Source organism: Neptunomonas sp. CHC150, from assembly GCF_030397555.1.
GTDB lineage: Bacteria > Pseudomonadota > Gammaproteobacteria > Pseudomonadales > Balneatricaceae > Neptunomonas > Neptunomonas phycophila.
In genome coordinates this window covers 14,266-40,077 of record NZ_JAPNXU010000007.1, presented here as the reverse complement: position 1 = coordinate 40,077, position 25,812 = coordinate 14,266, and the positions used below count along the sequence as shown (strand labels likewise).

The following is a 25,812-nucleotide window of genomic DNA, read 5'->3' as shown; positions in this document are numbered from 1 at the left end:
AAAGAGAGAATCACTATGCCACTTAACAGAGCTCAAGCCATGGCAACCGCTGAAGTACTCAGCGTAGCCGTTCCGTACATCCAACGCTTCGTGGGCAAAACTATCGTCATTAAATACGGCGGTAACGCCATGACCGATGACAAACTTAAAAATAGCTTTGCACGTGACATTGTCATGATGAAGCTCATTGGCTTGAACCCAGTAGTGGTTCACGGTGGCGGCCCACAAATTGGCGATTTACTCGACAAGCTCAAGATCGAATCACACTTTATTAACGGTATGCGTGTAACCGACTCTAAAACCATGGATGTAGTCGAAATGGTATTGGGCGGCATGGTCAATAAAGAAATTGTTGGGCTCATCAACACGAACGGCGGCAAAGCGATTGGCCTTACCGGTAAAGATGGCCAATTATTAATGGCGCGCAAATTACGAGTTAAACACAAGACCCCTGAAATGTCCGCCCCAGAGATTATTGATATTGGCCATGTAGGTGAAGTGGACTCGGTTAATACTGACGTGCTGGACATGTTAGCTGACTCTGATTTCATCCCCGTGATTGCACCTATCGGTGTCGGGCCTGACGGCGCCTCATACAACATCAATGCGGACTTAGTCGCCGGTAAAGTGGCCGAAGTACTCAAGGCTGAAAAACTAATTTTACTCACCAACATCGCAGGCCTAATGGACAAAGAGGGTAAAATTTTAACAGGGCTGTCTACGGAACAAGTCGACTCGCTAATTGAAGACGGAACTATTTATGGCGGCATGCTCCCTAAAATTGGCTGCGCTCTGGATGCTGTTAAATCAGGCGTAAACAGCGCACACATCATTGATGGCCGCGTAGAGCACTCGTGCATGCTAGAGATCTTCACTGATGAAGGCGTTGGCACGCTGATCACCAACCATTCTCTATAAGATATTGAGTGAGCATGAACGAAACGACCAAACTGTCACGACGTGAGCAAATTCTTCAAGCACTAGCCCAAATGCTAGAAGTTAACCCGGGACAACGCATTACAACCGCGGCCTTGGCTAAAGAAGTTGGCGTGTCTGAAGCCGCGTTGTATCGACATTTTCCAAGTAAAGCACGCATGTTTGAGGGGCTCATCGGTTTTATAGAAGAGACCGTATTCACACGCGTTAATATGATTACAAGCTCAGACAGTCCAGCAATACGCCAATGCGAGCAAATACTGACCCTAGTGCTTGCCTTTGTTGAGCGCAACCCGGGGATGGCTCGTATTTTAACGGCCGACGCCCTAGCCGGCGAAACGGACAGGCTGCGTGGGCGTGTTAATCAGTTTTTTGAGCGTTTAGAAACGCAAATAAAACAGGTGCTTCGCGAAGCCGAACCTAAAGAAGGTTTGCGAACAGAAACCACGGTGGGTATCACCGCGAACTTAATGATTGCAGTTGTAGAAGGCCGTATTCGACAATTTGTACGCAGCGAGTTTCAGCGCCGCCCTACCGAAAACTGGCAAGACCAATGGCCAAGGCTTTCTGTAGGCTTATTCCGCAACGCAGAATAACACCAAAACAAGCAAGCTCTCACACGGCTTGCTTGTTTTATTCATTCCCTTGGCAATGATAGCCTTCTGTACTATCACACTCACTATGTTGTGTTTGAGCAAAACGACGTTGCTCATGCTGCATCATCAATAAGGCCGACACAGAAACCAGCTGCACCCCTGCTTCATCCAAAACAGGAATCGCCTCCGCTAAAAACTCAGTTGTAATGGGGTAAGGATGGCCGATCATAATGGCTTGCCCATATTGACGTGCGATGCGGATAGCTTTAAAAAACTGTGATTGTAAAAACTCACGCGTTTGCTGGTGATCTAAGAAAATATCTCGCTTAAACGTAGGTACGCCCGTCGCTCTAGCCACTTCCCACGCTATACTTTTAGCGGTGGTGCGGCTATCAACAAAAAAGAGGTTTCTTTTTTTAGCCACCTGCATAACCCATCGCATTGGTTCTTCTTTTTGCGTTAACAAACTGCCCATATGATTATTTAAGCCAATCGCAAAAGGAATATCGTCCAAACTTCGGTTAAGCACTCGCTTGAACTCCTGCTCCCCTAATGCATCCGTTAACGCCCCAGGGCCTAGCCGAAAATGGTGTGTATTTGACATAGGCGCATGCAGCATTAGCTCCTTACCTCGCTGATGCGCAATGGTCGCTAATTCTTTTCCATGAGCGGAAAAAGGTAAAACGGCGTAGGTTACAGGCCCTGGCAAGTTAACGGCCGCTAGACCTTGCTCATAGCTGTTACCAATATCATCAATGATAATAACAACGCGCGGTTGGCGAACCGTGTCTGACTGCGCTTGTGCAACCGCCCACCCTACATGGAAGGTCACTCCCGATAAGCATATTATCGATACCAACGACAACGCGCTGCGGCGAATACAAGCCACAAAAGCCTGACGAAGCCTAGCGCCGAACACGACACGGGCCTCGACAATACAGCGCGACCTGAGCACTGTGTTTAGCGGACAATACTCAGCGCCTTTAATAAGTTAAGCGCTTCATATAATTGATAATCGCGCTCTGCCAAGCCTTTGCTAGCTGCGGCTAGCTCTTCATCAACTACCTCGCCTTGACCATTCTCTAAGTGCCCGGTCAAATCACTTTCTTTAGGGAAACGGCTGACACCTAACGCTTTTAGTTCTGCCTCTTCCACTACTACGTCAGGAACGATTCCTTGCGCCTGTATAGAGCGCCCACTTGGCGTAAAATAGCGAGCTGTTGTGAGTTTCAACGCACGGTTATCCGATAGCGGTAACACTGTTTGCACCGAGCCCTTACCAAAGCTGGTAGTTCCCATTATGACCGCACGTTTTTGATCTTGTAATGCACCGGCCACAATTTCAGAAGCCGAGGCTGATCCGCTGTTAATCAGCACTACAATGGGGACATCAGGCACTGCCATGGCTTTCGTCGCTGTAAACTTGATATCGGCACTCGCAACGCGCCCTTCGGTGTAGACAATCATGCCCTCATCAACAAATGCATCAACCACTTCAACAGCAGCCTGCAGAACACCACCCGGGTTATTGCGTAAATCAAGCACAAGGCCCGTTAGTGGCTGCTCTTTTTGAAGCTTCTTGAGTGCTTTTTTCAAATCAGCACCGCTATTGCTCTGGAACTGCGTAATACGGACATAACCATAACCATCGCCCAACAAACGAGACTTAACGCTAGTCACTTTGATGATGTCACGTACGACCGTTATCTCAAGTGGCTTTTGCTCACCTTCACGGATAATGGTCAGTACGATCTTCGTGCCTGCTTCGCCACGCATACGGCTGATCGTTTCGTCAATACTGATATTTTGCAGGGACTCACCATCAATACGTGTAATTAAATCACCGGCTTTAACTCCTGCTTTTTTAGCAGGCGTATCGTCAATTGGGGTGATGACGCGAATAAACCCGTCTTCTTGTGAAATTTCGACACCGACACCACCAAACTCACCCGAGGTGTGCTCTTGCAGCTCTTCAAACGCATCTGGTTCTAGGTAGCCCGAATGCGGATCAAGCCCTGATATCATTCCACGAATGGCATCTTCAAGTACTTTGGCATCATCAACTGGCTCAACGTAAGCTTGCTTAATACGATCAAACACCTCGCTGAAGCGGCGCAGCTCTTCAAGCGGTAACGTTTTCGCTTCTTCAGCTTGGCTAGCTGCTTCTTGTGCATGGATCACAGGTGAAGCAATTAACCCTAAGGCCAACGCAGAAGATAACACTGTAGTATTCAATAGAGATCGATTAATCAAAGATCGACCAGCAACACCTGTGAAGCGCATAAAGTAAATTTCCTTAGTAGCTATCTGCTTAGACCCTAAGCAATAAACACATTATCCCGTTACGAACGGCCTAGTACTATTTAGAAGCGAGCCATGATCGAGGGTTAATGGCTTTTCCTTTGTATCGGATCGCAAAATAGAGCCCAGGTTCACTATAACCGCCACTTTGCCCAACCGTCGAAATCGCCTCGCCCTGAGAAACCCAATCGCCTGTCGTTTTCAACAGAGCATCGTTATGCCCATAGAGGCTCATGTAGCCATCTCCATGATCGAGAATGACCAACAACCCGTAGCCCCTCAACCACTCTGAAAATACGACCCGTCCATGGTGAACAGCTTTCACCGACTGGCCCGCGCTGCCTGATATCAGTAAGCCATCATAAGTCAGATTATCATAACTACTACCAAAGCTTCTGACTATCTTACCCGAGAGCGGCCAGCTTAACTTTCCACGCAATGTTTTAAACGCTTGGTTATTTTGCGTCAGGTTTGCTAACGACAACGACTTTTCGATATCAGCTAACAACTTAGCCAATCGCTTTTGGTCCTGTTGCAGCTGGCTAAGCTTTGATTGCCCTTGTTTTACACTTTTTTGCAAAGCACTCACTTGCTGCGCCCGCTCAGCTTTTAACGCTTGTTGCTCGGCCAACTCTGCTTTTAACGATTCGCGGTTTGCCACAATCGACTGCTGCGTTGAATCAATAGACTGATGGGTGGATTGTAAGTCACGTAGCAAGGCCTGGTATTCCGTGATTTCATCCGCTTGAGCCTGAGTAAAGCGGTCATAGTAGCGCATCATGCGCGATAATTGCTCAGGGTCTCGCTGGTTCAACAACATGAACAAGCGCGGTTGATGCCCCAGACGATACTGCTGACGAATCAGCTGTTCTATGGAGGCTCGCCCCTTTTCAAGAGACTCTTCTAATGTTTGGCGCTTTTTTTGATAACTTTCTAAGTCAGTATTCAAACCGCCCAGCTGCTGATCAAGCTCATGGATACGTTTACCAATGCCACTAATTTTTTGCTCTGTCTCAGCAAGCTCCTTTGCCGCAAGACTTTGACGCTGTCGATCCTTCTTGAGACGCTGCTCAACTCCTTTAATCTCTGACTTGAGCGCAGACAACTGCTTTTCTGTCGCTTTCTTATCATCAGCGGCATGTACCCAACACGGAAAAAGCAACAGTGTGAGCAGTGCAAGAATAAAACGGAAATTCATAAAACTCAGTGGTAAAAAAGGCCGCTGATGCGGCCTATTGTATTTAGTTAATCTCAACAAGATTTTTGCCTGTCATCTCCGCTGGCTGCTCAACACCCATCAACGCTAATAGAGTGGGTGCTAAATCACACAAAGCACCATCTTTGAGTGTAACAGACGCTTTGCGTGGGCCGTCATAAATCAATGCAACCGGGAAGCTCGTATGAGCCGTGTGCGCCTGACCGGATTCCGGATCACGCATCATTTCCACATTACCATGGTCAGCAGTCACCAGTGTTTCACCACCCACTTCTGCCATCGCCTCAAGTACACGCGTAATACTTTGATCAACCGCCTCCACTGCTTTAACAGCGGCATCAAACACACCCGTATGGCCTACCATATCGCCGTTAGGGTAGTTACAAACAATTAAGTCATACTTGCCGCTTTTGATGGCCTCAACTAATTTATCAGTCATTTCTGGCGCGCTCATTTGCGGCTGTAAATCGTAAGTTGCCACCGAAGGTGAAGGAATTAAAATACGATCTTCACCCTCATACACCGCTTCCTGTCCTCCATTAAAGAAAAACGTAACGTGTGCATACTTTTCGGTTTCTGAAATACGTAACTGTGTTTTACCTAAGCTGGATAAATATTCACCAATATCATTTTTAATGGCGAAGGGTGGATAAGCGCACGACGCAGGCATTGATGCGGAATATTCCGTCATCATGACATAGTCCGCTAACGCTGGCTGAGCTTCGCGCTCGAAGCCATCAAAGCTATCGGTTTCAACAAATGCCCGGGTAATTTCTCGTGAACGGTCCGGACGAAAGTTAGCGCAGATAATAACGTCACCATCAGCAACCGTACCAACGGCTTGGCCATCGGCAGTAATCACAGTTGCACTAACAAACTCATCGTTTTCATCACGTTCATAAGCGGCTTCTAAGGCTGCCACACCACTCGAGGCTGTGTACTCTGATTTAGCGAGCGTCATGGCATCATAAGCTTGCTGTACTCGATCCCAGCGATTGTCACGATCCATAGCAAAATAACGACCCACCACTGTCGCTACTGCACCTTTTCCTAGTGACTCAAACAGCGCATCGGCTTTAGCTAATGAGCTATTCGCCGAGCGCGGCGGTGTATCACGGCCATCAGTAACCGCATGAAGATAAATGTTTTTAGCACCACGCTCTGACGCCATTTTAATAAGCGCAAAAATATGATCTTCGTGGCTATGAACCCCACCAGCGGACAACAAACCTATAACATGTACCGCTTTACCCGCGTTAATAGCTTTATCCATCGCGGCAGTTAACACGGCGTTCTGAACAAACTCGCCATCATCAATGGCTTTAGAGATACGGGTAAAGTTTTGGTAAACAATACGCCCTGCACCAATATTCGTGTGACCGACCTCCGAGTTACCCATCTGTCCATCAGGCAAACCAACCGCCAAGCCTGACGTAGCAATACGGGAATTAGGGTTGTTTGCTAATAACGCATCCCACGTAGGCGTATTAGCCACTTCTACAGCGGATGACGGGGTAGATTCAACACCAAAGCCATCTAGGATAAGTAAAGCTTTCGGGGTACGGATATCGCTCATTGGGATACGGGCCTTCAGAAAGTTTAAAGATTTCATTTTACTGTGAATCTAACCAATTGGCTAACCCTGTCAATTACCCCTTATAACCGTCAACTGAGCATTGTATAATTTCGCGCTCAATCATCGCTGCCACTTCTGGCTCAAGACCGTTTAGGATGCACAATGGAACAATTTATCGAATTTGCCACCAACAACCTAGTGCTCATCGCAGCGTGGGTAGCCACACTGGCTCTACTGCTTTGGACGGAAGGGCAAAAAGGTGGGCATGCCGTTTCTCCTGCTATTGCCACACAGATGATTAACAAAGAAGATGCTGTGGTTGTTGATATCAGAACCAAGAAAGAGTGGGACACCGGGCACATCACGGGGGCAAAGCATATCCCGCTTGCCGACCTAGCCCGCCGGATAGAAGAATTAAACAAATACAAAACCAAACCAATTATTGTTGTTTGCAACATCGGCCAAACCGCAGGCAGTGCTAGCAAACAGCTAAAAGAGGCCGGTTTTGAGAACGTCAGTCGTCTACAAGGTGGTATCACCGAATGGAAAGGACAGAACTTACCTATCATTAAGAAGGGCAAATAATGTCTGTTACTATCTATAGCTCTGATTGGTGTCCGTTTTGTACTCGCGCCAAAATGCTGCTCGGCCATAAAAACGTCGACTTCACCGAAATCAATGTTGATAACAACCCTACCCAGCGCCAAGAAATGATGGAACGTTCAGGTCGTCGCACTGTACCCCAAATTTTTATTGGGGATACCCACGTGGGTGGCTGCGATGACCTTTTCGCACTGGAACAACAGGGCAAACTTGATACACTTTTGCATAAAAACCAATAAGGATCTGACATGTCTGAGAACGAACAAGCTGCTCAACAGCCAAAAGGCCCACAATTTGCTGTACAACGCCTTTACTTAAAAGACAGCTCTCTAGAAACGCCTAACAGCCCTCAGGTATTCACCAAGCAGTGGAAGCCAGAAGTTAATCTAGAAATGAACACGGCGACCAACCAACTGAGTGAAGAACATTTTGAAGTCGTTCTAACGCTCACGGTAACGGCTAAAAACGATGGCGACACTGCATTTTTGGTCGAAGTTCATCAAGGTGGGATTTTCTTAGTAGGTGGTATGTCTGATCAAGAGAAAGCTCACGCTTTAGGTGCTTTTTGTCCTAACGTACTTTTCCCATATGCACGAGAAGCCGTCGACAATCTGGTCACAAAAGCCAGCTTCCCTCCATTGATGCTAGCGCCTGTTAATTTTGATGCTCTTTATGCACAAAAAATGCAGCGCGCAGCCGCCGAGCAAAACCAACCAACTGAAACACATTAAGTTTTAGTAGATTCGCCCTTGGGACAACAAACCCAAAGGCGCCCCGATAGTACAGACCTATCGTCTGTGCTATCGATTTATCCTTTCAGGCAAACTTCAGCAATACTCTTTACTCACCTAACGTATACACCTTATTCGGCCGCTTTATCATCAGAAGAAATAGAGCTATCGGCATAATGCTTTTCAGAGTCAGTCTTTTTACGAACCCAACGTACTAGATCAGTCCACATTCGGCTAATATCGGCATTAGTCGGCATTATGCCCGCGTGAGGTAACTCTATTGTCATGACGGGTATACGTTTCACAAACCAAGCATAATTTCCTAATGAGCCAGGATAAGTACCTAGCTGACGCAGATAGAGCGGTCCTAATTTACTCGGCGGCTTTAAACTATCGCCATCAAAGTCCACTATCCCATGCGGGGCATGCACTGAGATAATAACCGTAGGTTCATATTCATCTATAAGTTGACGAATCATTTGTGTTTCAGGCTCGCTCAGAGGTGCTTTGCCGGGGTAATAACGTGCACGTTTTTTTGCCCGCTCTTGCCAATGTTTAAGCGGCTCAGGAAAACCGTCAGCCGGTTCAAAATTTCGATTCAAGTCAACCTCATTCGCATTAACTCGCGACGAACGTTTTTGCAGCAATCCATCGGGGTTAGCCAACGGCAAGAAGTGCCAATCAAATGCACCGCTGTGGTGTTTTAATAAAGTAGATAGCCATTTAAAAGTAACACTGACGCTAGAGTATTCATCACCGTGAATACCCCCGATAAACAATATTTTAGGCGCCCCCTCATGAGCGGCGCGAAAATGCTTCTCGACAATAGGCAAACCATCTACCGAATAAAACCGCGGGGTTGCAAAGCCAATTGCTAAGCACTCTTTCGTTGATACACTCGACAGCTTTTTGCCTACTTTATGGCACAAATCATCGACAGCAGGATCAGCTTTCACATTAATAAATTCAGGCGTTCGCGTGGTTGCAAACAACACTTGCGAAAACACCATGAGACCAATAAATACTATTCGTAACATCACACATCAATACCTTAGAAGCTGTCGCTGAAGTCTAGCGTGTCTTCTAAAAAAGGCTATAAAAAAACCGGCTTAAACGCCGGTTTCTTAAATTATCGAGGCAAGCACTACCGATTAGACGATAACATTTTGCGAATATCTCGATTTAGCGGCAAGCGGAAGTCATAAGATGACAATACACGGCTATCGTTAACACTAACCAAACGAGCATTAACATAGACGTACTCACCACCTACAGCATACGTACCAACCAACACCGCTTGAGCATCATGCTCAGCACTGACATGACGAAGCTCACGTGACAACATGAACTCACCTACTCGTGGCTCCATATACAAGCTATTGCGCAGGCGAATTTCAATGACGTTAAAGCCACCGCCTACCAAATCGCCAGCAACCGTATCACCGATTAAGCGGCCAAAAGTTGATGACTCTTGCAGGTTATCAATATTAGCGAAGCTTGTTGATAAAATTGCTTTTTGCTTGTTAATGGGTACAACCGCATTCTTCACCAAGATCTGCGTAGCATCGCCAACTTCTTCAACCAAGTCGACTTTCTGATCTGATACTCGGGCGGCTTTGTTTGACGCGCAACCCGTAAGTAAGACGCCAACAACTAACAGCGCCGATATGCCTTTCCAATTAACCATCTTCATCAACCTACTCCTTAACGATCTGTCACACGAATGGTACGCGTCGTTTTAGCCGGTGCTGCATACTGAGCCTTATCACCGGAGTTGATGTAATAGATATTGGTAGATGAATGCAATAAACGACCACCTTCTGATACGCGCGTCGTAATGGCTATTTCCGTATCACTTTCATCTACTAAATTACCGGCCAAGGCGTCTGCAACCAATGCGAAAGGCAACGCTACCAAACCTGGTTCCGTCCAGTCAGCCGCCAAAGAAAGCACCCCTATACCTGCTGCAAGCGCGGTATAAGTACCTTCAGGTTGGCGAATATGGCCTTGATCTTTATGCTCTACCAAGCTCACATCATAGGTGATTTCAGCCGCTGTTGTTGGCGTTAGCATCACTGTTGCGCCGTCCTGCACCAACTCACTTGTCAGCATTTCACGGAACGTTTTATCAAAAACCGTGTCAGTGTTACCAGGTACAACATAGACTGGCTGGTCTTTTAGCTGATGTATTATGCCTTTTGCTTCATAGTCAGCCAGTACTTGCCAGTGATGCATGGCTTGCATCTTCTTCTGTTCAGTAAGGGGATATGATTGTGCAATAGGGGCTTGAGTTGTTTTAGCATAGAAGCATCCCTGTAACGACAGAGTCATTGCTCCAAGCAAGAAAGCTTTTTTGATCATCAGCGTGTCCTTTGAAAAGATCCATTTATGGCAATATGTTAAGCGATTTAAGCGCTAAGGTACATGCTATCGCTGCACTCAGCCTGAACAGCCTTTATAACCTAACTGTCGCCATGCTTCATAAACCACGATCGCGCATGCATTCGATAGATTTAAACTACGACTATCCGCTCCCATCGGCAACTTAATTAATTGCTCTTTAGGTAAACTTTCGCGGACTTCAACCGGCAAACCTCGAGTTTCAGGGCCCAACAAAATGACATCCCCTTCAGCAAAAGGCGCATCACTATGGAAACACGTGCCTTTTGTTGTCATTGCCCAGACTTTAGGCTGCCCAAGGGCGGCCAAACAATCCTCTAATGAGTCATGCACTTTCAAGGCAGCAAACTCGTGATAATCAAGCCCTGCTCGCCGTAGCTTTTTATCATCTAGCGCAAACCCAAGCGGTTTAATCAAGTGTAGTTGAAAGCCGGTATTTGCGCACAGGCGAATAATATTGCCTGTGTTTGGCGGTATTTCTGGTTCGTATAAAACTACATTCAGCATATATAAGCCCATCTATTAAAAGCGAGCGTATTATACCCTGATAATAGCAGAAGGAGGATAAGTGCTGTTGGACGCTTAATCGTCCTCAGCACTTTCTATTGCCATATTGAGTTCTTTAATTTTACGCGTCAGGGTATTACGCCCCCAACCCAGCAGCTCCGCTGCATCTCGGCGTCGACCAGCCGTGTGCGTTAGCGCCGTTTCAATCATGATTTTCTCAAAAGAAGGGACCGCCGAATCCAAGATACTTTTGTGGCCTGCCGCTAATTGCTGGTCTGCCCAATTACGAAGCGCATGCTCCCAGTTTGAAGTCGTGACCTCTGCCTTACCCTGCTGCTCGACCAATTCAGGAGGCATATCGGATACTAACACCTCACGTCCTGAGGCCATCACAGTCAGCCAACGGCAAGTATTCTCGAGCTGACGAACATTACCAGGCCATGCAAGATCACACATGAACTCTTCGGTTTCTGCTTTCAGCACTTTAGGCTCTACATTGAGCTCTTCGGCCGAGCGCTGTAAAAAATGACGCGCCAATCGTGCTATATCTTCTCGACGCTCAGACAGCGTGGGTATATGAATACGAATGACGTTGAGGCGATGGAATAAATCTTCTCGGAAGCGCCCCTGTTGCACTAAGCCTTCTAGGTTCTGGTGCGTAGCGGCAATAATACGAACATCCACCTTAACCGGAGTATGACCACCCACTCGATAGAACTCTCCGTCGGCCAGCACTCGCAGCAAACGTGTTTGTGTTTCAGCAGGCATGTCACCTATTTCATCTAAAAACAGTGTGCCGCCATCGGCTTGCTCAAAGCGCCCTCTACGTGCAGATGCAGCGCCGGTAAACGCTCCCTTCTCATGTCCAAAAAGCTCTGACTCTATAAGATCTTTAGGAATAGCCGCCATGTTTAGCGGAATAAATGACTGCGAAGAGCGCGGACTATGCTTATGCAATGCATGAGCAACCAACTCTTTACCCGTACCCGATTCACCATTAATCAGCACAGTAATATTTGAGTGAGATAAGCGCCCTATCGCACGAAACACTTCCTGCATGGCAGGCGCCTCACCAATAATTTCAGCCGTATCGACCTCAGCATCGGTGACAATTTCGCTACGCTGTTCGACAGCATGCTCAACAGCGCGTTTGACTAACGCAACCGCCTCATCAATATCGAATGGCTTTGGCAAGTATTCGAAAGCGCCCCCTTGATACGAGGCAACAGCACTATCGAGATCCGAATGAGCCGTCATAATAATGATTGGCATATCAGCATGCGTTTCTCGAATGATATTCAGCATTTCCAAACCATCCATACCCGGCATGCGAATATCACTAATCACCGCATCGGGTGCACCGTGTTTCAGCTGCTTCAACACCTCATCGGCACTTTCAAACGTCCGGATCTCAAGACCCACCTGATCAAGAGCACGCTCTAAAACCCAGCGAATTGATCGGTCATCATCTACAATCCATACATTACCGGACATCTTCATTTCTTAACTCCAATGGGATATACAACGAAAAGCGGGTGCGCCCAGGCTCACTGGAACACTCAATCAAACCATGGTGTTGATTGACTATAGACTGAGCAATTGACAAGCCCAACCCTGAGCCTTCAGCCCGACCGCTAATCATAGGATAAAAAACATTATTCAACATTTCAGCCGGTATACCTGGACCGTTATCAATAATGTCTAAACAACAAACTAAACGATGTCGTTCGGACCCTAAGGTCACCTGCCGCTTAGCCCTTGTTTTTAACGTTATACAGGCATCTGGTGTATGGCTCTCTTGCAATGCTTGCATCGCATTACGGATGATATTTAAGTTGGCTTGGATCAGCTGCTCGGTGTCGCCGATAAACTCAGGAATACTCGGATCATAATCTTTAACAAAATGGATCTGACCTTCGCACTCCACATCAACCAAAGTACAAACGCGCTCTAAAACAGCATGAATATTTACCGGCTCAAGCTTCGGTAACTTATGTGGGCCCAAAAGGCGGTCGACTAGGTTTCTTAACCTATCAGCCTCTTCAATGATAATTTGTGTGTACTCGTGCAGGCCAACATCATCCAGCTCTCGTTCCAATAACTGCGCTGCGCCTCGAATACCACCCAATGGGTTTTTAATTTCATGCGCCATGCCTCGCACGAGGTTTCGCGTAGTTGCGTGACGTGTAAGCAATTCTTCTTCGCGCTCAATACGTAATAGACGATCCCTCGCCTGAATTTCTATGAGCAAAAAAGTTACGTCTCGAACCAGCATGGGGTTAACACTGTAATCGACCGTAATTTCATTGCCATTCATGGCAATTAACTTGGCCTCTCGGCGTGTATAAGCGTGGCCAGAAGTAACGGTGGACTTTAATACATTAATTTCGTCCGGATCTTGCGTCAGCCACTCTTCTACATTGCATGTGCTCAAACGCTTAGCCGTTGCCTCTAGCAACATCTCGGCGGCAGGGTTCATGTACTCTATTTGCAGACTCTCATCCAACAGAATGACACTGGTCGATAAGTTCTCCAAAATTTGCTTATGGGTTTGCTTCCTGAACATCCTCGTAACCGCCTAAATTTTTTAATTTAAAATGCAAGAAGAAAGCCAATTCATAAATTTCGCACTGAATTACCTGAACAGCCCGCCGACTGTGACTTATCTACCCATTAACAGACTAGCATGCACCGCAACCTTGCGCCATTTTGGTGCAGCCACCAATTCTGCAACTACGTAAACTAAATCACTGATTAGCGGACAAAAAAAAGCCCCCAATAAGGAGGCTTTTCTATCTAGCGCACTGTTTTATACAGAGTAGTACAAGTCGTACTCAACTGGGTGAGTTACTGTGCTTACTTTTAGTGCTTCTTCTGTTTTCAGTTCGATATAAGCATCGATCATGTCATCAGTGAATACACCGCCTTTAGTCAAGAACTCGCGGTCTGCATCCAATGCAGCCAACGCTTCTTCTAAAGAACTACAAACCTGAGGGATCTTAGCCGCTTCTTCAGCTGGTAGATCATACAAGTCTTTATCAGCAGCATCGCCAGGGTGGATTTTGTTCTGAATACCGTCAAGACCCGCCATCATCAAGGCAGCGAAGCACAGGTATGGGTTAGCAATTGGGTCAGGGAAACGCGTTTCGATACGACGAGCTTTATCGCTAGTAACGTAAGGAATACGGATAGAAGCAGAACGGTTACGAGCAGAATAAGCCAACATAACAGGTGCTTCAAAACCTGGAACCAAACGCTTATAAGAGTTTGTACCTGGGTTAGTGATCGCATTCAGTGCTTTAGCGTGCTTGATGATACCACCAATGTAGAACAACGCTGTTTCACTCATACCTGCATACACATCACCAGCAAAGATGTTTTTGCCATCTTTAGTCAATGACTGGTGAACGTGCATACCAGAACCGTTATCACCTACGATAGGCTTAGGCATGAACGTCGCTGTTTTGCCGTAAGCGTGAGCAACATTATGTACGCAGTATTTAAGAACCTGAACTTCGTCAGCTTTCTTAACCAATGTGTTTGCACCAGCACCGATCTCACACTGACCAGCTGTTGCAACTTCATGGTGATGAACTTCAACGTCTAAGCCCATTGCTGTCATTGCGTTACACATATTTGCACGCAAGTCATGCAAAGAATCAACAGGTGGTACTGGGAAGTAACCGCCTTTAACACGTGGACGGTGACCCGTGTTACCGCCTTCGAACTTGCTATTAGAAGACCATGCTGCTTCTTCAGAAGACACTTTATAGCCGCAACCGCTCATATCTGAGTGGAAATGCACTTCATCAAAAACGAAGAATTCTGGTTCAGGACCAAAGAAGGCAGTATCCGCGATACCTGTAGACTTTAAGTATTCTTCAGCACGGTTTGCAACAGAGCGAGGGTCACGCTCGTAACCTTGTCCAGTCATTGGCTCAACAATGTTACAACGCACGATAACCGTTGACTCTTCAGCGAAGGGATCAAGTACTGAAGCAGCGTCGTCTGGCTGCAAAATCATGTCAGATTCGTTGATACCTTTCCATCCAGAGATAGAAGAACCATCGAACATTTTACCTTCTTCAAAGAAGTCGTCACCCATCTGCGTAACAGGAATAGTAACGTGCTGTTCTTTACCTTGGGTATCTGTGAATCGCATATCGATCCACTTAACATCATTTTCTTCGATTAACTTCAGAGTCTTCTCTGACATGTGGCTCTCTCCAATTTAGAATTTGCCAGACGCGTTTACGTAAAAACAGGTCCTAAAAATCGGCTTTTTTGCCGGTTGCTTTTAGGCAGCAAACTTCATGCCACACTCAACCCCCTTTAAAACAGGCATTAAGCGCACCCTTTTGACCATCAAACGCACCAAAAATAAACAAAACACATATTAAAGCACCAAAAAGATGCATAATGGCTTTTTAACGCCTTATAAAGGGTCATCAGCATCTTACTCTAACCTAAAAAAAAGTGCTTCCTTAAAAAACCTTTTTAATTGGTCAATTATTCAGCATCCCACTCGCAATTTACGTGTATAATGCGCGCTTTATTTTTAAATATAATCTGGGTACATCCACGTGATTGATAAGCTGAGAAACATCGCCATCATTGCTCACGTTGACCATGGTAAAACGACTTTGGTTGACAAACTTTTGCAGCAATCGGGCACCCTGGGCCGTCGTGATGAAGGCACTGAACGCATCATGGACTCCAATGACCAGGAGAAAGAACGCGGCATTACCATTTTGGCAAAAAACACGGCCATCGAATGGAATGACTATCACATCAATATCGTGGATACTCCAGGGCATGCCGATTTTGGTGGCGAAGTAGAGCGTGTATTGTCGATGGTAGACTGCGTATGTCTATTAGTTGATGCTGTTGACGGCCCTATGCCGCAAACGCGCTTTGTAACGCAAAAAGCATTCGATCAGGGCCTTCGCCCGATCGTTGTTGTTAACAAGGTTGACCGTCCAGGCGCAAACCCTGACCGTGCCGTCGACTTAGTATTCGACCTATTCGACTCATTAGGCGCAACAGATGAGCAGCTCGACTTCCCTATCATTTATGCGTCTGCGTTAAATGGTATTGCAGGTTTAGAGCACGACAACCTTGCTGAAGACATGACTCCTCTGTTTGAAGCTATCGTTGAGCACGTTAACCCCCCAGAAGTAGACGTTGATGGTCCGCTGCAAATGCAAATTTCTGCATTAGACTATAACAGCTACGTAGGTGTTATCGGTGTCGGCCGTATCAAGCGTGGTACTGCTAAAATTAACCAACAAGTTAAAGTAATCAGCGCTGACGGTTCTGTGCGCAGCGGTAAGCTTCAAAAGATCATGGGTTACTTAGGCCTTGATCGCGTTGATGTTACCTCGGCTCAGGCTGGCGATATCGTATGTATTACGGGTATTGACGAGCTCAACATTTCTGACACTATCTGTGACCCAGAAAAAGTAGAAGCTTTACCAGCCCTATCGGTTGACGAGCCAACGGTATCGATGACGTTCCAAGTAAACGATTCTCCGTTTGCTGGCCAAGACGGTAAGTTCGTTACCAGTCGTAACATCAAAGACCGCTTAGACCGCGAATTGATCCACAACGTTGCTTTGCGTGTAGCCGAAGGCGACACACCGGATAAGTTCCGCGTATCAGGCCGTGGTGAGCTACATCTTTCTGTTTTAATCGAAACCATGCGTCGCGAAGGTTTTGAGCTAGGTGTTTCTCGTCCAGAAGTTATTCAACGTGAAGTCGATGGCCAAACACAAGAGCCATACGAGATCGTAATGATCGATGTTGAAGACCAGCACCAAGGCAGCATCATCGAAGAGATGGGCAAGCGTAAAGGTGACATGACAAATATGGAAGTGGACAGCTCTGGCCGTATCCGCTTAACGTTCATGATCCCATCACGCGGTTTGATTGGCTTCCGTAGCCAATTCCTAACCATGACATCAGGTACGGGTATCATGACTTCTATCTTTGACCATTATGGTCCGGTTAAAGAAGGTGAAGTCATCTATCGTAGCAACGGTGTTCTTGTTTCTATGGTGACAGGTAAAGCACTCGGTTACTCATTATGGAACCTACAAGAGCGCGGACGTTTGTGCGTCGTTCCTAACGTTGATGTTTACGAGGGTATGATCCTTGGTATCCATAGCCGTAACAACGATCTAGCTGTTAACCCTATCAAAGGTAAGCAGTTAACCAACGTACGTGCATCTGGTACCGATGAGAACATTCAGCTTACGCCAGCTATCCGTTTTACACTGGAACAAGCGTTAGACTTTATTGAAGACGACGAGCTGGTTGAAGTTACACCTAACCACATCCGCCTTCGTAAAAAGTACCTAACTGAAAACGAGCGTAAACGTAAAGGTCGCAGCGCTAAGTAATAGCGTCTAATACGACTGTTGTAATATTAAAGGTGGCTTAGGCCACCTTTTTTTGTCTGTAGCGTTTCTATCTAGGAAATGCACCTTATACTGGAATAACAGGCAATATACATAGGTAACGCATAATGCGCATTCTCTACCCGGATATTCACCCGTACAAAGAACAGATGTTGGATGTCGGTGACGGCCATTCAATTTATATCGAAGAAAGCGGCAACGCTGAGGGCTTACCGGTTTTATTTGTCCACGGAGGTCCTGGTGGGGGCACAAGCAACGCACAGCGCAGCTTTTTTAATCCAGAGAAATACCGCATCATTCTATTTGATCAGCGCGGGTGTGGGCGCTCGCAACCTCACGCCTCGTTGGAGCACAACACAACGGCACATCTTATTGCGGATATAGAAAAAATCCGCAGCCACTTAAACATAGAACAATGGATGCTTTTTGGTGGCTCGTGGGGCTCTACGCTAAGCCTACTGTACGCACAAGCATTTCCAGACAGGGTTAACGGACTTATTTTGCGCGGAATATTCCTTAGCCGACAGCAAGACATTCATTGGCTTTACCAGCACGGCGCCGGTGTCATCTTTCCTGATTACTGGCAAGACTTTATCCACAAGATACCTGTTACAGAGCATAACAACTTATTACATGCCTATTACCAACGTTTAACTTCTGACAATGAGCTCGAGCGTATGTCGGCCGCAAAAGCATGGTCTATTTGGGAAGGACGCTGTTCGACCCTAGTACCCAACGCCGACACTGTGGAGCACTTTTCTGATCCCCACATTGCTTTATCCATGGCGCGTATTGAAGCCCACTACTTTGTAAACAATAGCTTTATTGAAGAAAACCAGATCCTAGATAATGCGGCATGCATTGCACACATACCGACCATACTGGTGCATGGCCGATATGATATGGTCTGTCCCGTTCAACAAGCCTACGAACTTCACCGACAGCTACCACAAGCAGAACTTCATATCGTACGGGAAGCAGGTCATTCGGCCTACGAAAAAGGCATAATTAATAACCTAGTCTGTGCTACAGACCAGTTTGCCGAGTCCTTAGCCTAATTGAGAAAGAGTGTCCGTTTTTATGAAGGGTTTAATACAACGTGTTAGCTGCGCGAGCGTCGATGTCGACGGCCAGCGAATAGGAGAAATTGATCACGGCTTACTGTTATTACTCGGTATTGAGCGTGATGATACGTCAGCTATTGCCGATAAACTGCTAAAAAAAGTAATCAACTACCGTGTCTTTTCTGATAACGACGACAAGATGAACCTTAATCTACAACAGGTAGGAGGTGGCTTGTTGATTGTCTCTCAATTCACTTTGGTTGCCGACACCCAAAAAGGTCTACGCCCGGGCTTTTCTAACGGCGCCTCTCCCGAGCACGGTAAAGCAATGTATGATTACTTTGTAGAGCAGGCAAAGCAGCAACACCCCTGTGTGCAAACCGGTAAATTTGGTGCGGATATGAAGGTATCTTTACTCAACGACGGCCCCGTCACATTTTTGCTAGAGGCTAACTAACGTAACGGCTGCACTAAAGACGCTAAGCGCTCCCTAACAGCTGTTATTTGTGATGTTTGTTCTCTTTTCACGCGGGATGCATGGTATTCCAAATTAAATAAATCAAAGTAACTATCTAATACATCGGCACTGATTGTGTCGTTGACTTCGCGCAGCATTAAGGCCGCTATTTCAGCTGTGCATAAATGATGGGGCTCAGACGATTGACGCAATTGATAGCGTGACTCGGCGGTATGGCTCGGCTCTATAGCAGGTATGTTATCGAGGTAACGGCTCAAACGAAACATCCGTCGTGCTTGACGCCATGTGCCATCCAAAATAATAAAAGCAGGTATACGATCATCTTGTTGAAGATAATCAACCCTTACCATACGTTGCTGGTAGTCCTCATCCGACGGAAAAACAATGCAAGGACGATAACGCGGATCATTTAGCGCCTCAAGAAAAGCAGGCTCAGGCTCAACGCGCCCCCACTTAAACACTCGGCACCCTTGCAAGGTATCAACAATCAAGCGTCCTGTGTTGGTTGGCTTGTAGATTTCATTATGATGAGTAAGCAGCCAGAAAACTGCTTTGCCTTTAATGTTTGGACGTACATCACACAAACAGCGGGCCGCTGCCATTAAACAGGATGAGCACCGCTCAACTCGGGAACCACGGGCGACAAAAGGCTTGCGAGGCGCATTAGGATCAAACGCCATATTTATTGTAATCTCTGTGGCGAATTTTCAAGGCCATCAAACAACGACGCGCTAGCTCCCCAATCAAGCTTTAAGCTACCGCGGTGCAGCCAATGCAGTGTTTGATGCAACTCTTGATAACTTAAAATACTCACGGCTTGCAGCTCGTCAGTACCATGGCTAAAAAAACTCAGCCGGTAACGTCCATCTTGGTAGCTAATATCCAGACGTCGCAAAATTGATGCCGGATGTTCATCGTGATTTTGGCTATCCGCCGACTGAATATTAGGCGCCTGTTGCGCTTGATCATGCTCAAACTGAGCCATCGCGCCTTGGTGCTCAACCGGTACTTGATTGACCTGTTGCGATGTTTTTTGCACAAGCTCTAATGACATTTCAAGTAAACGCATAACCAAACGCCGTGTTAACCAAAAATCGACACGCGGCCCCTGATTATCGAGGTTACCGATAAGGCGAATCCGATCTTCAACTTGATCAAAGAAAAACGAAACTGATGCAATATTAACCATGCGTCTATGCAGACCATCTAGCTATGAATAGCTAAATATCATAACGAATCAGCCGCCTGTTGTATTCATGAAGCGGACAATTTGTACATCACCGTCGGTTGTGAAATGGTGTTTTTCCGGTTTATGGGCGATGGCTGCGACTATCGTATCTTTGAGCCGCTCAATATCACCCGGGTAACGACGCACTACCGCTTTTAGGTCAACCGCATTTTCATTACCGAGGCACAGCAGCAATTTACCCTCAACAGTGACACGTACACGGTTACAATCACCACAGAAATTGTGGCTATGCGGCGATATAAACCCAATACGGCTATCGCTATCACTCATCGACCAATACTTAGAAGGCCCGCCTGTACTGTGCACATTCGGATAAAGCGGGTAACGACTGTGAATTATTTCGCGTACATCATCGCTGGAGCAATACGTTTCTTCACGTTTGTGTTCTGAAATAACGCCTAATGGCATTTCTTCGATAAAGCTAATATCGATGCCTCGTTCTCGAACAAAATCGACAAGATCGAGGATCTCATCATCATTACGACCTTTTAAAATAACAGCATTAATTTTAATGCGTTCAAAACCCGCGGCTATAGCCGCATCAATCCCCTCGATAACCTGAACTAAGCGGCCAGTGCGGGTCAATTCGTGGAATCGATCACTGCGCAGACTATCCATACTGATGTTAATACGATTGACGCCGCTGGCCTTTAACGCTTGTGCATACTTAGGTAATTGAGAGCCGTTAGTCGTTAAGCAAAAATCGGTTAAGCCAGGCAACTGCCCTATTCCATCAAATAGGCGCGTCACCTCTTTTCGCACTAGAGGCTCCCCGCCCGTTAAACGAATTTTAGTCACTCCTAACTCAGTAAAGGCTTGAGCGATCATCTGTATTTCTTCAAGCGATAAAACCTGCTGCCGAGGCAAAAACGTCATTTCCTCATCCATACAGTACACACAGCGAAAGTCGCATCGGTCTGTCACCGACATCCTTACATAGGTTATCTGTCGGCCGAATGGATCTGAGACAGGTGTAACAACTGACATGTTTTTTCCTCAGAGCAAGTCGCTAAAGGGCTGAATCGTTACCGACTGGCCCGCTTCGATGCGTTCATCATCATCGGTGATTTCAATTAAGCAGTTAGCCGCCACCATGGAAGTTAAGATTCCAGATCCCTGCGACCCTGTTACTTTTACCACCAGCACTCCTTGCTCGTTAATACGGTAAATACCACGGCTATAATCCGTTCGACCTTTACGAGAGCGCAACGGTTCCTCGGCGACAGCGGTCAAACGTATTGGCTGCCAACGTTCTTGACCCATCATTTTACGCAAAGCAGGTTGCACAAATTGTAAGAAAGTCACCATGACAGCGACAGGGTTACCGGGCAAACCAAAAAAAGGCCGGTCATTAACATGTCCAAAAGCAAAGGGACGGCCAGGTCGCATTGCTATGCGCCAAAAGTCCACATGTCCTGCGCTCGCCAGTACCTCGCGAATATAATCCGCATCTCCCATAGAGACGCCTCCCGACGAGATAATGCAATCAGCCTGAGCGGCTCCCTCGGCTAACGCTAGCGAAAGAGACTGTTTATCGTCAGCGATGATGCCTAAATCAACCACCTCACAACCGAGCTGTTCTAATAGACCTCGAAGTGAAAAACGATTGGTATCGTAAATCCCCTGACTGGGTAGCGGTTTACCTTGAGGGTGCACCTCATCGCCGGTCGAAAAAATGGCAACCCGTAACCGACTATAAACCATCACTTTGTCGTGTCCGATGGATGCCAGCAGCCCCATTTCCTGAGGGCGCAGCAAAGTACCATGCGCTAACGCTAACTGCCCTTGCTGCAAATCTTCCCCGGCTTGACGTACGTGCTGGCCTTTATCCATAGCGCCTTGGAAGTACAAAAAAGGTTCCTGAGCATTTTGCAGGTTATTCTTAACCTGAGCTGCTTCTTTAATGATAACGGTATCGCATCCTGTAGGCAGCGGCGCTCCCGTCATGATCTTTACGGCTTCACCGGGATGAACTACGCCTTCGTAGCCATGACCCGCATAGGCCTCGCCAATAACACGCAGTGGGAAGTCCAGTGACTCGCTGTAACCTAATGCATACCCGTCCATCGCTGAATTAGTGGTTGGCGGCACATTAATAGAAGAAGCAATATCTTCAGCTAGCACCCGCTTCAAGGCCATCGTTAGCGGTATTGTTTCAGTCAAAGACTCAATAACGGTTAGTGCCCGCTGCTTAGGCGTCAGTACGGCATCGAGAAGAAATTGCACACTTTCAGTTACACTCAACATACCACCCGGGTTAGCGGCCGCATCAAAACAACTCACCACCGAAGTGGCTTCAGCCTGCTTAGTCACACTGCCAGTCCATATAGTTGAGCACAAACGCTAACACTGCCTCAATATCAGCCATATCAAGCACTGGTAGGTCGGTGATTATGTGATCAGGGGAATCGGTAGCTATGGCAATAATATTTTCATCTTCAGGATAGATTAGAGGCTTACCTAAAGAGGGACGATGTAACTCCAGCTTAGGTATGGATTCTCGCTTAAAGCCCTCGACTAATACTAAATCTAACTGCGCCAAATCTAACTTACTGATGAGGTCACATAACTGAGGCTCTTGAGGCTCGACTTTATCAACCATGAGCGCCCAACGCTGATCTGAGGCAATCAGCATCTGATGAGCCCCCGCCTTGCGCAGCTCATAGCTGTCTTTACCAGGGTGATCGACATCAAATTTATGATGCGCATGCTTAATCACCGCAAGCCTAACCCCTTGTTCGTTGAGTGCTGGAATCAGCTTTTTTAATAACGTTGTTTTACCGGTACCACTCCACGCAGAAATGCCTAGCAAACGCGGCATGGCGATTAATGCATTGAGGTCGTCTTGCCGGTTAACATTTACAAACGCATCAACACAATCACTAAAGTCAGCTTCAGCAAACCCGACTTCAGCAAACCACCGATCTATTTTTCGCTCTCCTGATGCAAGTGCCGATAAGAGATGATCACACAGATCGCGTCTGATTAGCGTCACTACCGGTTGGATACGCTTGCCATCACTGGCGACTATAATCGGCTGCCCGCTGTGCGCTTGAGCCGTGACTAAACGCGAGACGGTATTCGCCGGTAAACGCGGACTATCACAAGGAACAAAAGCCACCCAAGGGGTCGTTGCATGTTTAAGCCCTGTCGCCATACCCATTAGCGGCCCTTGATAATCACCTTGAATATCATTGATAACCGGGAAGCCTAACGATCGATACGCTTCTAAACTCCGATTTGCATTCACTAACACATGCGCCACTTCGGGCTCCACCACCGCTATTGCATGCTGGATAAGCGGCTTGCCTTCTAGCTCGACCCAACCTTTATCCGTGCCCCCCATTCGACGAGCCATACCGCCTGCTAAAACGACTCCGGTTACCTGCTCATGACGCATGCTTTGCAAACTCCGCGTTATCTAACACCTCCAACAAGCGGCCCGCTTTTAACTGAAGACGGCGACGGCAAATATGTGTAAGGTGTGTTTTTTGATGGCTACTGATCATGATACCGCATTTTTGCTGAATCAGCGTATCAACCATAAACGCAACCACATCGATTGAATGATGATCCATATTCGCTGTTGGCTCATCTAAGAGCAGCCAACTGGGTTCTAAAATAGCTGCACGAGCCAACGCGAGCCGTTGCTTTTCGCCTCCTGATAAGGTGCGTGCTTCCTGCGTCGCAAAGGCGCTTAATTTAGCCACCTGTAAAGCGTAATCGACTTTATATTCAATGAGTGACTTATCGTTAAAGCGGTTAAGTAAACCGTACCGCAAGTTATCTTCTACACTGCCAGAAAATAAGTACGGTGTTTGGTGCATATAAATGACACCCTTTTCCCCTGAACGAAAGCGCCAGCGGCGACGCTCCTTATTATCAACGACAATACAGCCACTTGATGGGCTATCTAGCGCTGCAATCAATTTCATGAGTGTCGTTTTACCACTGCCGTTTTCGCCTCCCAAATGGATAACGTCGTTCTGATGAAGCGACAGCAACGGGATAGAAAACAACTCTTTACCGTTATATTTCTTTGTCAGCTTTGTCAGGGTTATATTCATATCAGCTCACCTGCAGTTGGCCACGGCCGCGCAATAAAGCCAACGCGACGTTAAGAACTAAAGCCAATATCAACAGCACTAAGCCTAAAGCCACGCCTTGAGCAAACGCTCCTTTACTCGTCTCTAGTGCTATAGCTGTCGGTATGTTACGTGTAAAATTCATGATGTTTCCGCCAATCATCATCGAGCAACCTACTTCGGCAATAATACGCCCAAACGCAACAACTACCGCGGCAGTCAATGCAAAGCGCGCCTCATTCATCAAGGTCAAGATAGCTTTACCAAAAGAAGCACCTAACATGCGAGATGTTTCCCAAGCGCGTTTATCTAACGCTTGAAAAGCAGCATGCGACATACACACAATGACAGGGAACGCTAATAACATTTGCCCAATAACCATAGCGGGTTGTGTAAACAACAATTGCCACTCACCCAATGGACCGCTACGCGAAAGCAACAAATATAATGTTAGCCCTACAACAACAGTAGGGACTGCCATCAGCGCATTTAACACGGCAACGACAACCCAACGCCCAGGAAAAGGCACCATGGCCAAATACAAACCCAACAGCACCGCTGGAATAACGGATAGACCAATCGCCGCTAATGATACCCGGCAAGACACCCCAATGATGACCCACAAATCGCGATCACCACTGATCAACAGCGTTAGCGCCTGAAGGCAGGTAGTGGTTAATGACTCCATTATTGATTAGCTGAGGCCGTAAATAATCCTTTACCGTTAACAGTGAAATCGCCTATTAGTTGTTGCCCCTGCGCGGATATTAACCAATCACGAAGCGCTCTAGCACCTGCTGTATTCAGCCCTTGATGCCGAACAGGGTTAACTAGGATGACCTGATACGGATTAAATAAACGCTTATCCCCTTCTACCAGCACCACAAGACGTAAACGGCTTTCATAAGCCAGCCAAGTGCCTCTGTCCGTTAGCGTATAGGCATTTAATTCATCAGCCATTTGCAGCACTTTCCCCATCCCTTGGCCGACTTCTTTATAATGACTAAAGTCAGGTAGCACTTGCGCATCACGCCATAACGCACGTTCTTTTTTATGCGTACCGGAATCATCTCCGCGGGAAATAAACAGGCTATCTGTATTGGCTATACTTGCCATAGCTTTTGCCACATCACTTTCTGCTGCAATACCCGCAGGGTCTGCTGAGGGCCCAATCACGACAAAGTCGTTATACATCAAGCCTGTTGGTTCAACACCAAAGCCAGCATCTACAAACGCTTTTTCCGCCCCCGGAGCATGCGTCATTACTAAGTCGACATCGCCCGCTTCTCCCATTTTAAGCGCCTTACCTGTACCAACCGCTATTACTTGAACTTGCACATCATGCGCTTTCTCAAATGTCGGCAAAATGGCATCCAATAACCCGGAGTTGTAAGTACTGGTGGTCGTGGCCAAACGGATAATAGTGTCACTAGCATGGCTTAGTGTCCCTAAAAGCATTAAGACGGTAATTAACAGTAGGCGCATCAGTGTCTTCCTTATTATTGCGCTGAAATATCAGCATTCTTATTCTGACCTACTAAGGACGAGAGCAAATTAGATGCCAACGGTTTATTGCACAAAAATGTACCACTACGACTATATTAGGCTACCGAATCCAGACAAAATGACCTACCCTGTTGGCGGGCTGGAC

At 46.8% G+C, this 25,812-nt stretch carries 27 protein-coding genes; 8 read left to right on the top strand and 19 right to left on the bottom strand.

Annotated elements, in window-relative coordinates:
- Nucleotides 1-15: 15 nt before the first annotated feature.
- Nucleotides 16-918 carry an acetylglutamate kinase gene (gene argB, locus OW491_RS09155; RefSeq protein WP_075174227.1) on the top strand — a complete coding sequence of 301 codons (903 nt, stop codon included), beginning with the start codon at nt 16-18 and terminating at the stop codon, nt 916-918.
- Between the two features lie 14 nt (nt 919-932).
- Nucleotides 933-1,532, top strand: a complete 600-nt coding sequence (gene slmA / locus OW491_RS09150) for a nucleoid occlusion factor SlmA (RefSeq protein ID WP_075174228.1) — start codon at nt 933-935, stop codon at nt 1,530-1,532.
- A 37-nt stretch (nt 1,533-1,569) separates the two neighbouring features.
- Here slmA and OW491_RS09145 read toward each other — a convergent pair whose 3' ends face one another.
- From OW491_RS09145 to gpmI, 4 genes are all read right to left on the bottom strand, one after another.
- Nucleotides 1,570-2,451: a divergent polysaccharide deacetylase family protein gene (locus OW491_RS09145; protein ID WP_175574776.1), complete on the bottom strand. Its 882-nt coding sequence runs from the start codon at nt 2,449-2,451 to the stop codon at nt 1,570-1,572.
- Nucleotides 2,452-2,492: 41 nt separating this feature from the next.
- Nucleotides 2,493-3,815, bottom strand: a complete 1,323-nt coding sequence (locus OW491_RS09140; protein ID WP_290035690.1) for a S41 family peptidase — start codon at nt 3,813-3,815, stop codon at nt 2,493-2,495.
- Between the two features lie 76 nt (nt 3,816-3,891).
- Nucleotides 3,892-5,031, bottom strand: a complete 1,140-nt coding sequence (locus OW491_RS09135; RefSeq protein WP_290035689.1) for a peptidoglycan DD-metalloendopeptidase family protein — start codon at nt 5,029-5,031, stop codon at nt 3,892-3,894.
- Nucleotides 5,032-5,074: 43 nt separating this feature from the next.
- Nucleotides 5,075-6,625: a 2,3-bisphosphoglycerate-independent phosphoglycerate mutase gene (gpmI, locus tag OW491_RS09130; protein WP_075174231.1), complete on the bottom strand. Its 1,551-nt coding sequence runs from the start codon at nt 6,623-6,625 to the stop codon at nt 5,075-5,077.
- 162 nt (nt 6,626-6,787) lie between these two features.
- Here gpmI and OW491_RS09125 point away from each other — a divergent pair, with 162 nt between their 5' ends.
- Genes OW491_RS09125 through secB form a run of 3 tightly spaced genes read left to right on the top strand, consistent with a single transcriptional unit; the run spans nt 6,788 to nt 7,959 of the window.
- A complete protein-coding gene (locus OW491_RS09125) occupies nt 6,788-7,210 on the top strand; it encodes a rhodanese-like domain-containing protein (RefSeq protein ID WP_075174232.1) in 423 nt (140 codons plus the stop codon).
- Nucleotides 7,207-7,467: a glutaredoxin 3 gene (grxC, locus tag OW491_RS09120; RefSeq protein ID WP_139303241.1), complete on the top strand. Its 261-nt coding sequence runs from the start codon at nt 7,207-7,209 to the stop codon at nt 7,465-7,467. Before OW491_RS09125 ends, grxC begins: the two co-directional genes overlap by 4 nt.
- Before the next feature lie 9 nt (nt 7,468-7,476).
- Nucleotides 7,477-7,959 (top strand): protein-export chaperone SecB, encoded by a 483-nt coding sequence (gene secB, locus OW491_RS09115; protein ID WP_075174234.1) that lies wholly within the window; start codon nt 7,477-7,479, stop codon nt 7,957-7,959.
- A gap of 131 nt (nt 7,960-8,090) precedes the next feature.
- Here the strand turns inward: secB and OW491_RS09110 are convergent, their stop codons facing one another.
- From OW491_RS09110 to glnA, 7 genes are all read right to left on the bottom strand, one after another.
- Complete coding sequence (locus tag OW491_RS09110; RefSeq protein ID WP_290035709.1) at nt 8,091-8,996, bottom strand: M14 family zinc carboxypeptidase; 906 nt, start codon at nt 8,994-8,996, stop codon at nt 8,091-8,093.
- A 107-nt stretch (nt 8,997-9,103) separates the two neighbouring features.
- Nucleotides 9,104-9,652 carry a FlgO family outer membrane protein gene (locus OW491_RS09105; RefSeq protein ID WP_075174235.1) on the bottom strand — a complete coding sequence of 183 codons (549 nt, stop codon included), beginning with the start codon at nt 9,650-9,652 and terminating at the stop codon, nt 9,104-9,106.
- Nucleotides 9,653-9,663: 11 nt separating this feature from the next.
- Complete coding sequence (locus OW491_RS09100) at nt 9,664-10,320, bottom strand: hypothetical protein (protein ID WP_075174236.1); 657 nt, start codon at nt 10,318-10,320, stop codon at nt 9,664-9,666.
- 78 nt (nt 10,321-10,398) lie between these two features.
- Entirely contained in the window at nt 10,399-10,866 is a 468-nt protein-coding gene (trmL, locus tag OW491_RS09095; protein WP_075174263.1) for a tRNA (uridine(34)/cytosine(34)/5-carboxymethylaminomethyluridine(34)-2'-O)-methyltransferase TrmL, read from the bottom strand.
- 75 nt (nt 10,867-10,941) lie between these two features.
- Nucleotides 10,942-12,366 (bottom strand): nitrogen regulation protein NR(I), encoded by a 1,425-nt coding sequence (gene glnG / locus OW491_RS09090; protein ID WP_075180310.1) that lies wholly within the window; start codon nt 12,364-12,366, stop codon nt 10,942-10,944.
- The gene (glnL, locus tag OW491_RS09085; RefSeq protein ID WP_075174238.1) at nt 12,350-13,432 is read right to left on the bottom strand and encodes a nitrogen regulation protein NR(II); all 1,083 of its coding nucleotides are present in this window, start codon (nt 13,430-13,432) and stop codon (nt 12,350-12,352) included. Before glnL ends, glnG begins: the two co-directional genes overlap by 17 nt.
- A 243-nt stretch (nt 13,433-13,675) precedes the next feature.
- Nucleotides 13,676-15,082: a glutamate--ammonia ligase gene (gene glnA / locus OW491_RS09080; RefSeq protein WP_075174239.1), complete on the bottom strand. Its 1,407-nt coding sequence runs from the start codon at nt 15,080-15,082 to the stop codon at nt 13,676-13,678.
- Between the two features lie 367 nt (nt 15,083-15,449).
- On the opposite strand from glnA, the gene typA reads away from it, so the two are divergent.
- The 3 genes from typA to dtd all read left to right on the top strand — a co-directional run bounded on the left by typA (nt 15,450) and on the right by dtd (nt 18,806).
- A complete protein-coding gene (gene typA, locus OW491_RS09075) occupies nt 15,450-17,267 on the top strand; it encodes a translational GTPase TypA (RefSeq protein ID WP_075174240.1) in 1,818 nt (605 codons plus the stop codon).
- A 125-nt stretch (nt 17,268-17,392) separates the two neighbouring features.
- Entirely contained in the window at nt 17,393-18,343 is a 951-nt protein-coding gene (gene pip, locus OW491_RS09070; RefSeq protein WP_290035688.1) for a prolyl aminopeptidase, read from the top strand.
- Nucleotides 18,344-18,365: 22 nt separating this feature from the next.
- The gene (gene dtd / locus OW491_RS09065; RefSeq protein ID WP_290035687.1) at nt 18,366-18,806 is read left to right on the top strand and encodes a D-aminoacyl-tRNA deacylase; all 441 of its coding nucleotides are present in this window, start codon (nt 18,366-18,368) and stop codon (nt 18,804-18,806) included.
- Here dtd and OW491_RS09060 read toward each other — a convergent pair.
- The 8 genes from OW491_RS09060 to OW491_RS09020 are packed head-to-tail and all read right to left on the bottom strand — an operon-like array spanning nt 18,803 to nt 25,646.
- Nucleotides 18,803-19,507, bottom strand: a complete 705-nt coding sequence (locus OW491_RS09060; RefSeq protein WP_290035685.1) for a DTW domain-containing protein — start codon at nt 19,505-19,507, stop codon at nt 18,803-18,805. The genes dtd and OW491_RS09060 overlap by 4 nt on opposite strands.
- Before the next feature lie 2 nt (nt 19,508-19,509).
- Entirely contained in the window at nt 19,510-20,016 is a 507-nt protein-coding gene (locus tag OW491_RS09055; RefSeq protein WP_075174244.1) for a hypothetical protein, read from the bottom strand.
- A 48-nt stretch (nt 20,017-20,064) separates the two neighbouring features.
- Nucleotides 20,065-21,063, bottom strand: coding sequence for a GTP 3',8-cyclase MoaA (gene moaA / locus OW491_RS09050; RefSeq protein ID WP_277251761.1), 999 nt, complete (start codon nt 21,061-21,063; stop codon nt 20,065-20,067).
- Between the two features lie 9 nt (nt 21,064-21,072).
- The gene (locus tag OW491_RS09045; protein ID WP_290035681.1) at nt 21,073-22,389 is read right to left on the bottom strand and encodes a bifunctional molybdopterin-guanine dinucleotide biosynthesis adaptor protein MobB/molybdopterin molybdotransferase MoeA; all 1,317 of its coding nucleotides are present in this window, start codon (nt 22,387-22,389) and stop codon (nt 21,073-21,075) included.
- On the bottom strand, nt 22,382-23,476 hold the full coding sequence (gene mobA, locus OW491_RS18255; protein ID WP_354669559.1) for a molybdenum cofactor guanylyltransferase MobA: 1,095 nt from the start codon (nt 23,474-23,476) through the stop codon (nt 22,382-22,384). The genes OW491_RS09045 and mobA overlap by 8 nt, the downstream gene beginning before the upstream one ends.
- A complete protein-coding gene (locus OW491_RS09030; RefSeq protein WP_290035679.1) occupies nt 23,466-24,143 on the bottom strand; it encodes an ABC transporter ATP-binding protein in 678 nt (225 codons plus the stop codon). Before OW491_RS09030 ends, mobA begins: the two co-directional genes overlap by 11 nt.
- 1 nt (nt 24,144) lies before the next feature.
- On the bottom strand, nt 24,145-24,849 hold the full coding sequence (locus OW491_RS09025; protein WP_075174248.1) for an ABC transporter permease: 705 nt from the start codon (nt 24,847-24,849) through the stop codon (nt 24,145-24,147).
- Entirely contained in the window at nt 24,849-25,646 is a 798-nt protein-coding gene (locus OW491_RS09020) for a substrate-binding domain-containing protein (protein ID WP_178967780.1), read from the bottom strand. The genes OW491_RS09025 and OW491_RS09020 overlap by 1 nt, the downstream gene beginning before the upstream one ends.
- Nucleotides 25,647-25,812: the final 166 nt, after the last annotated feature.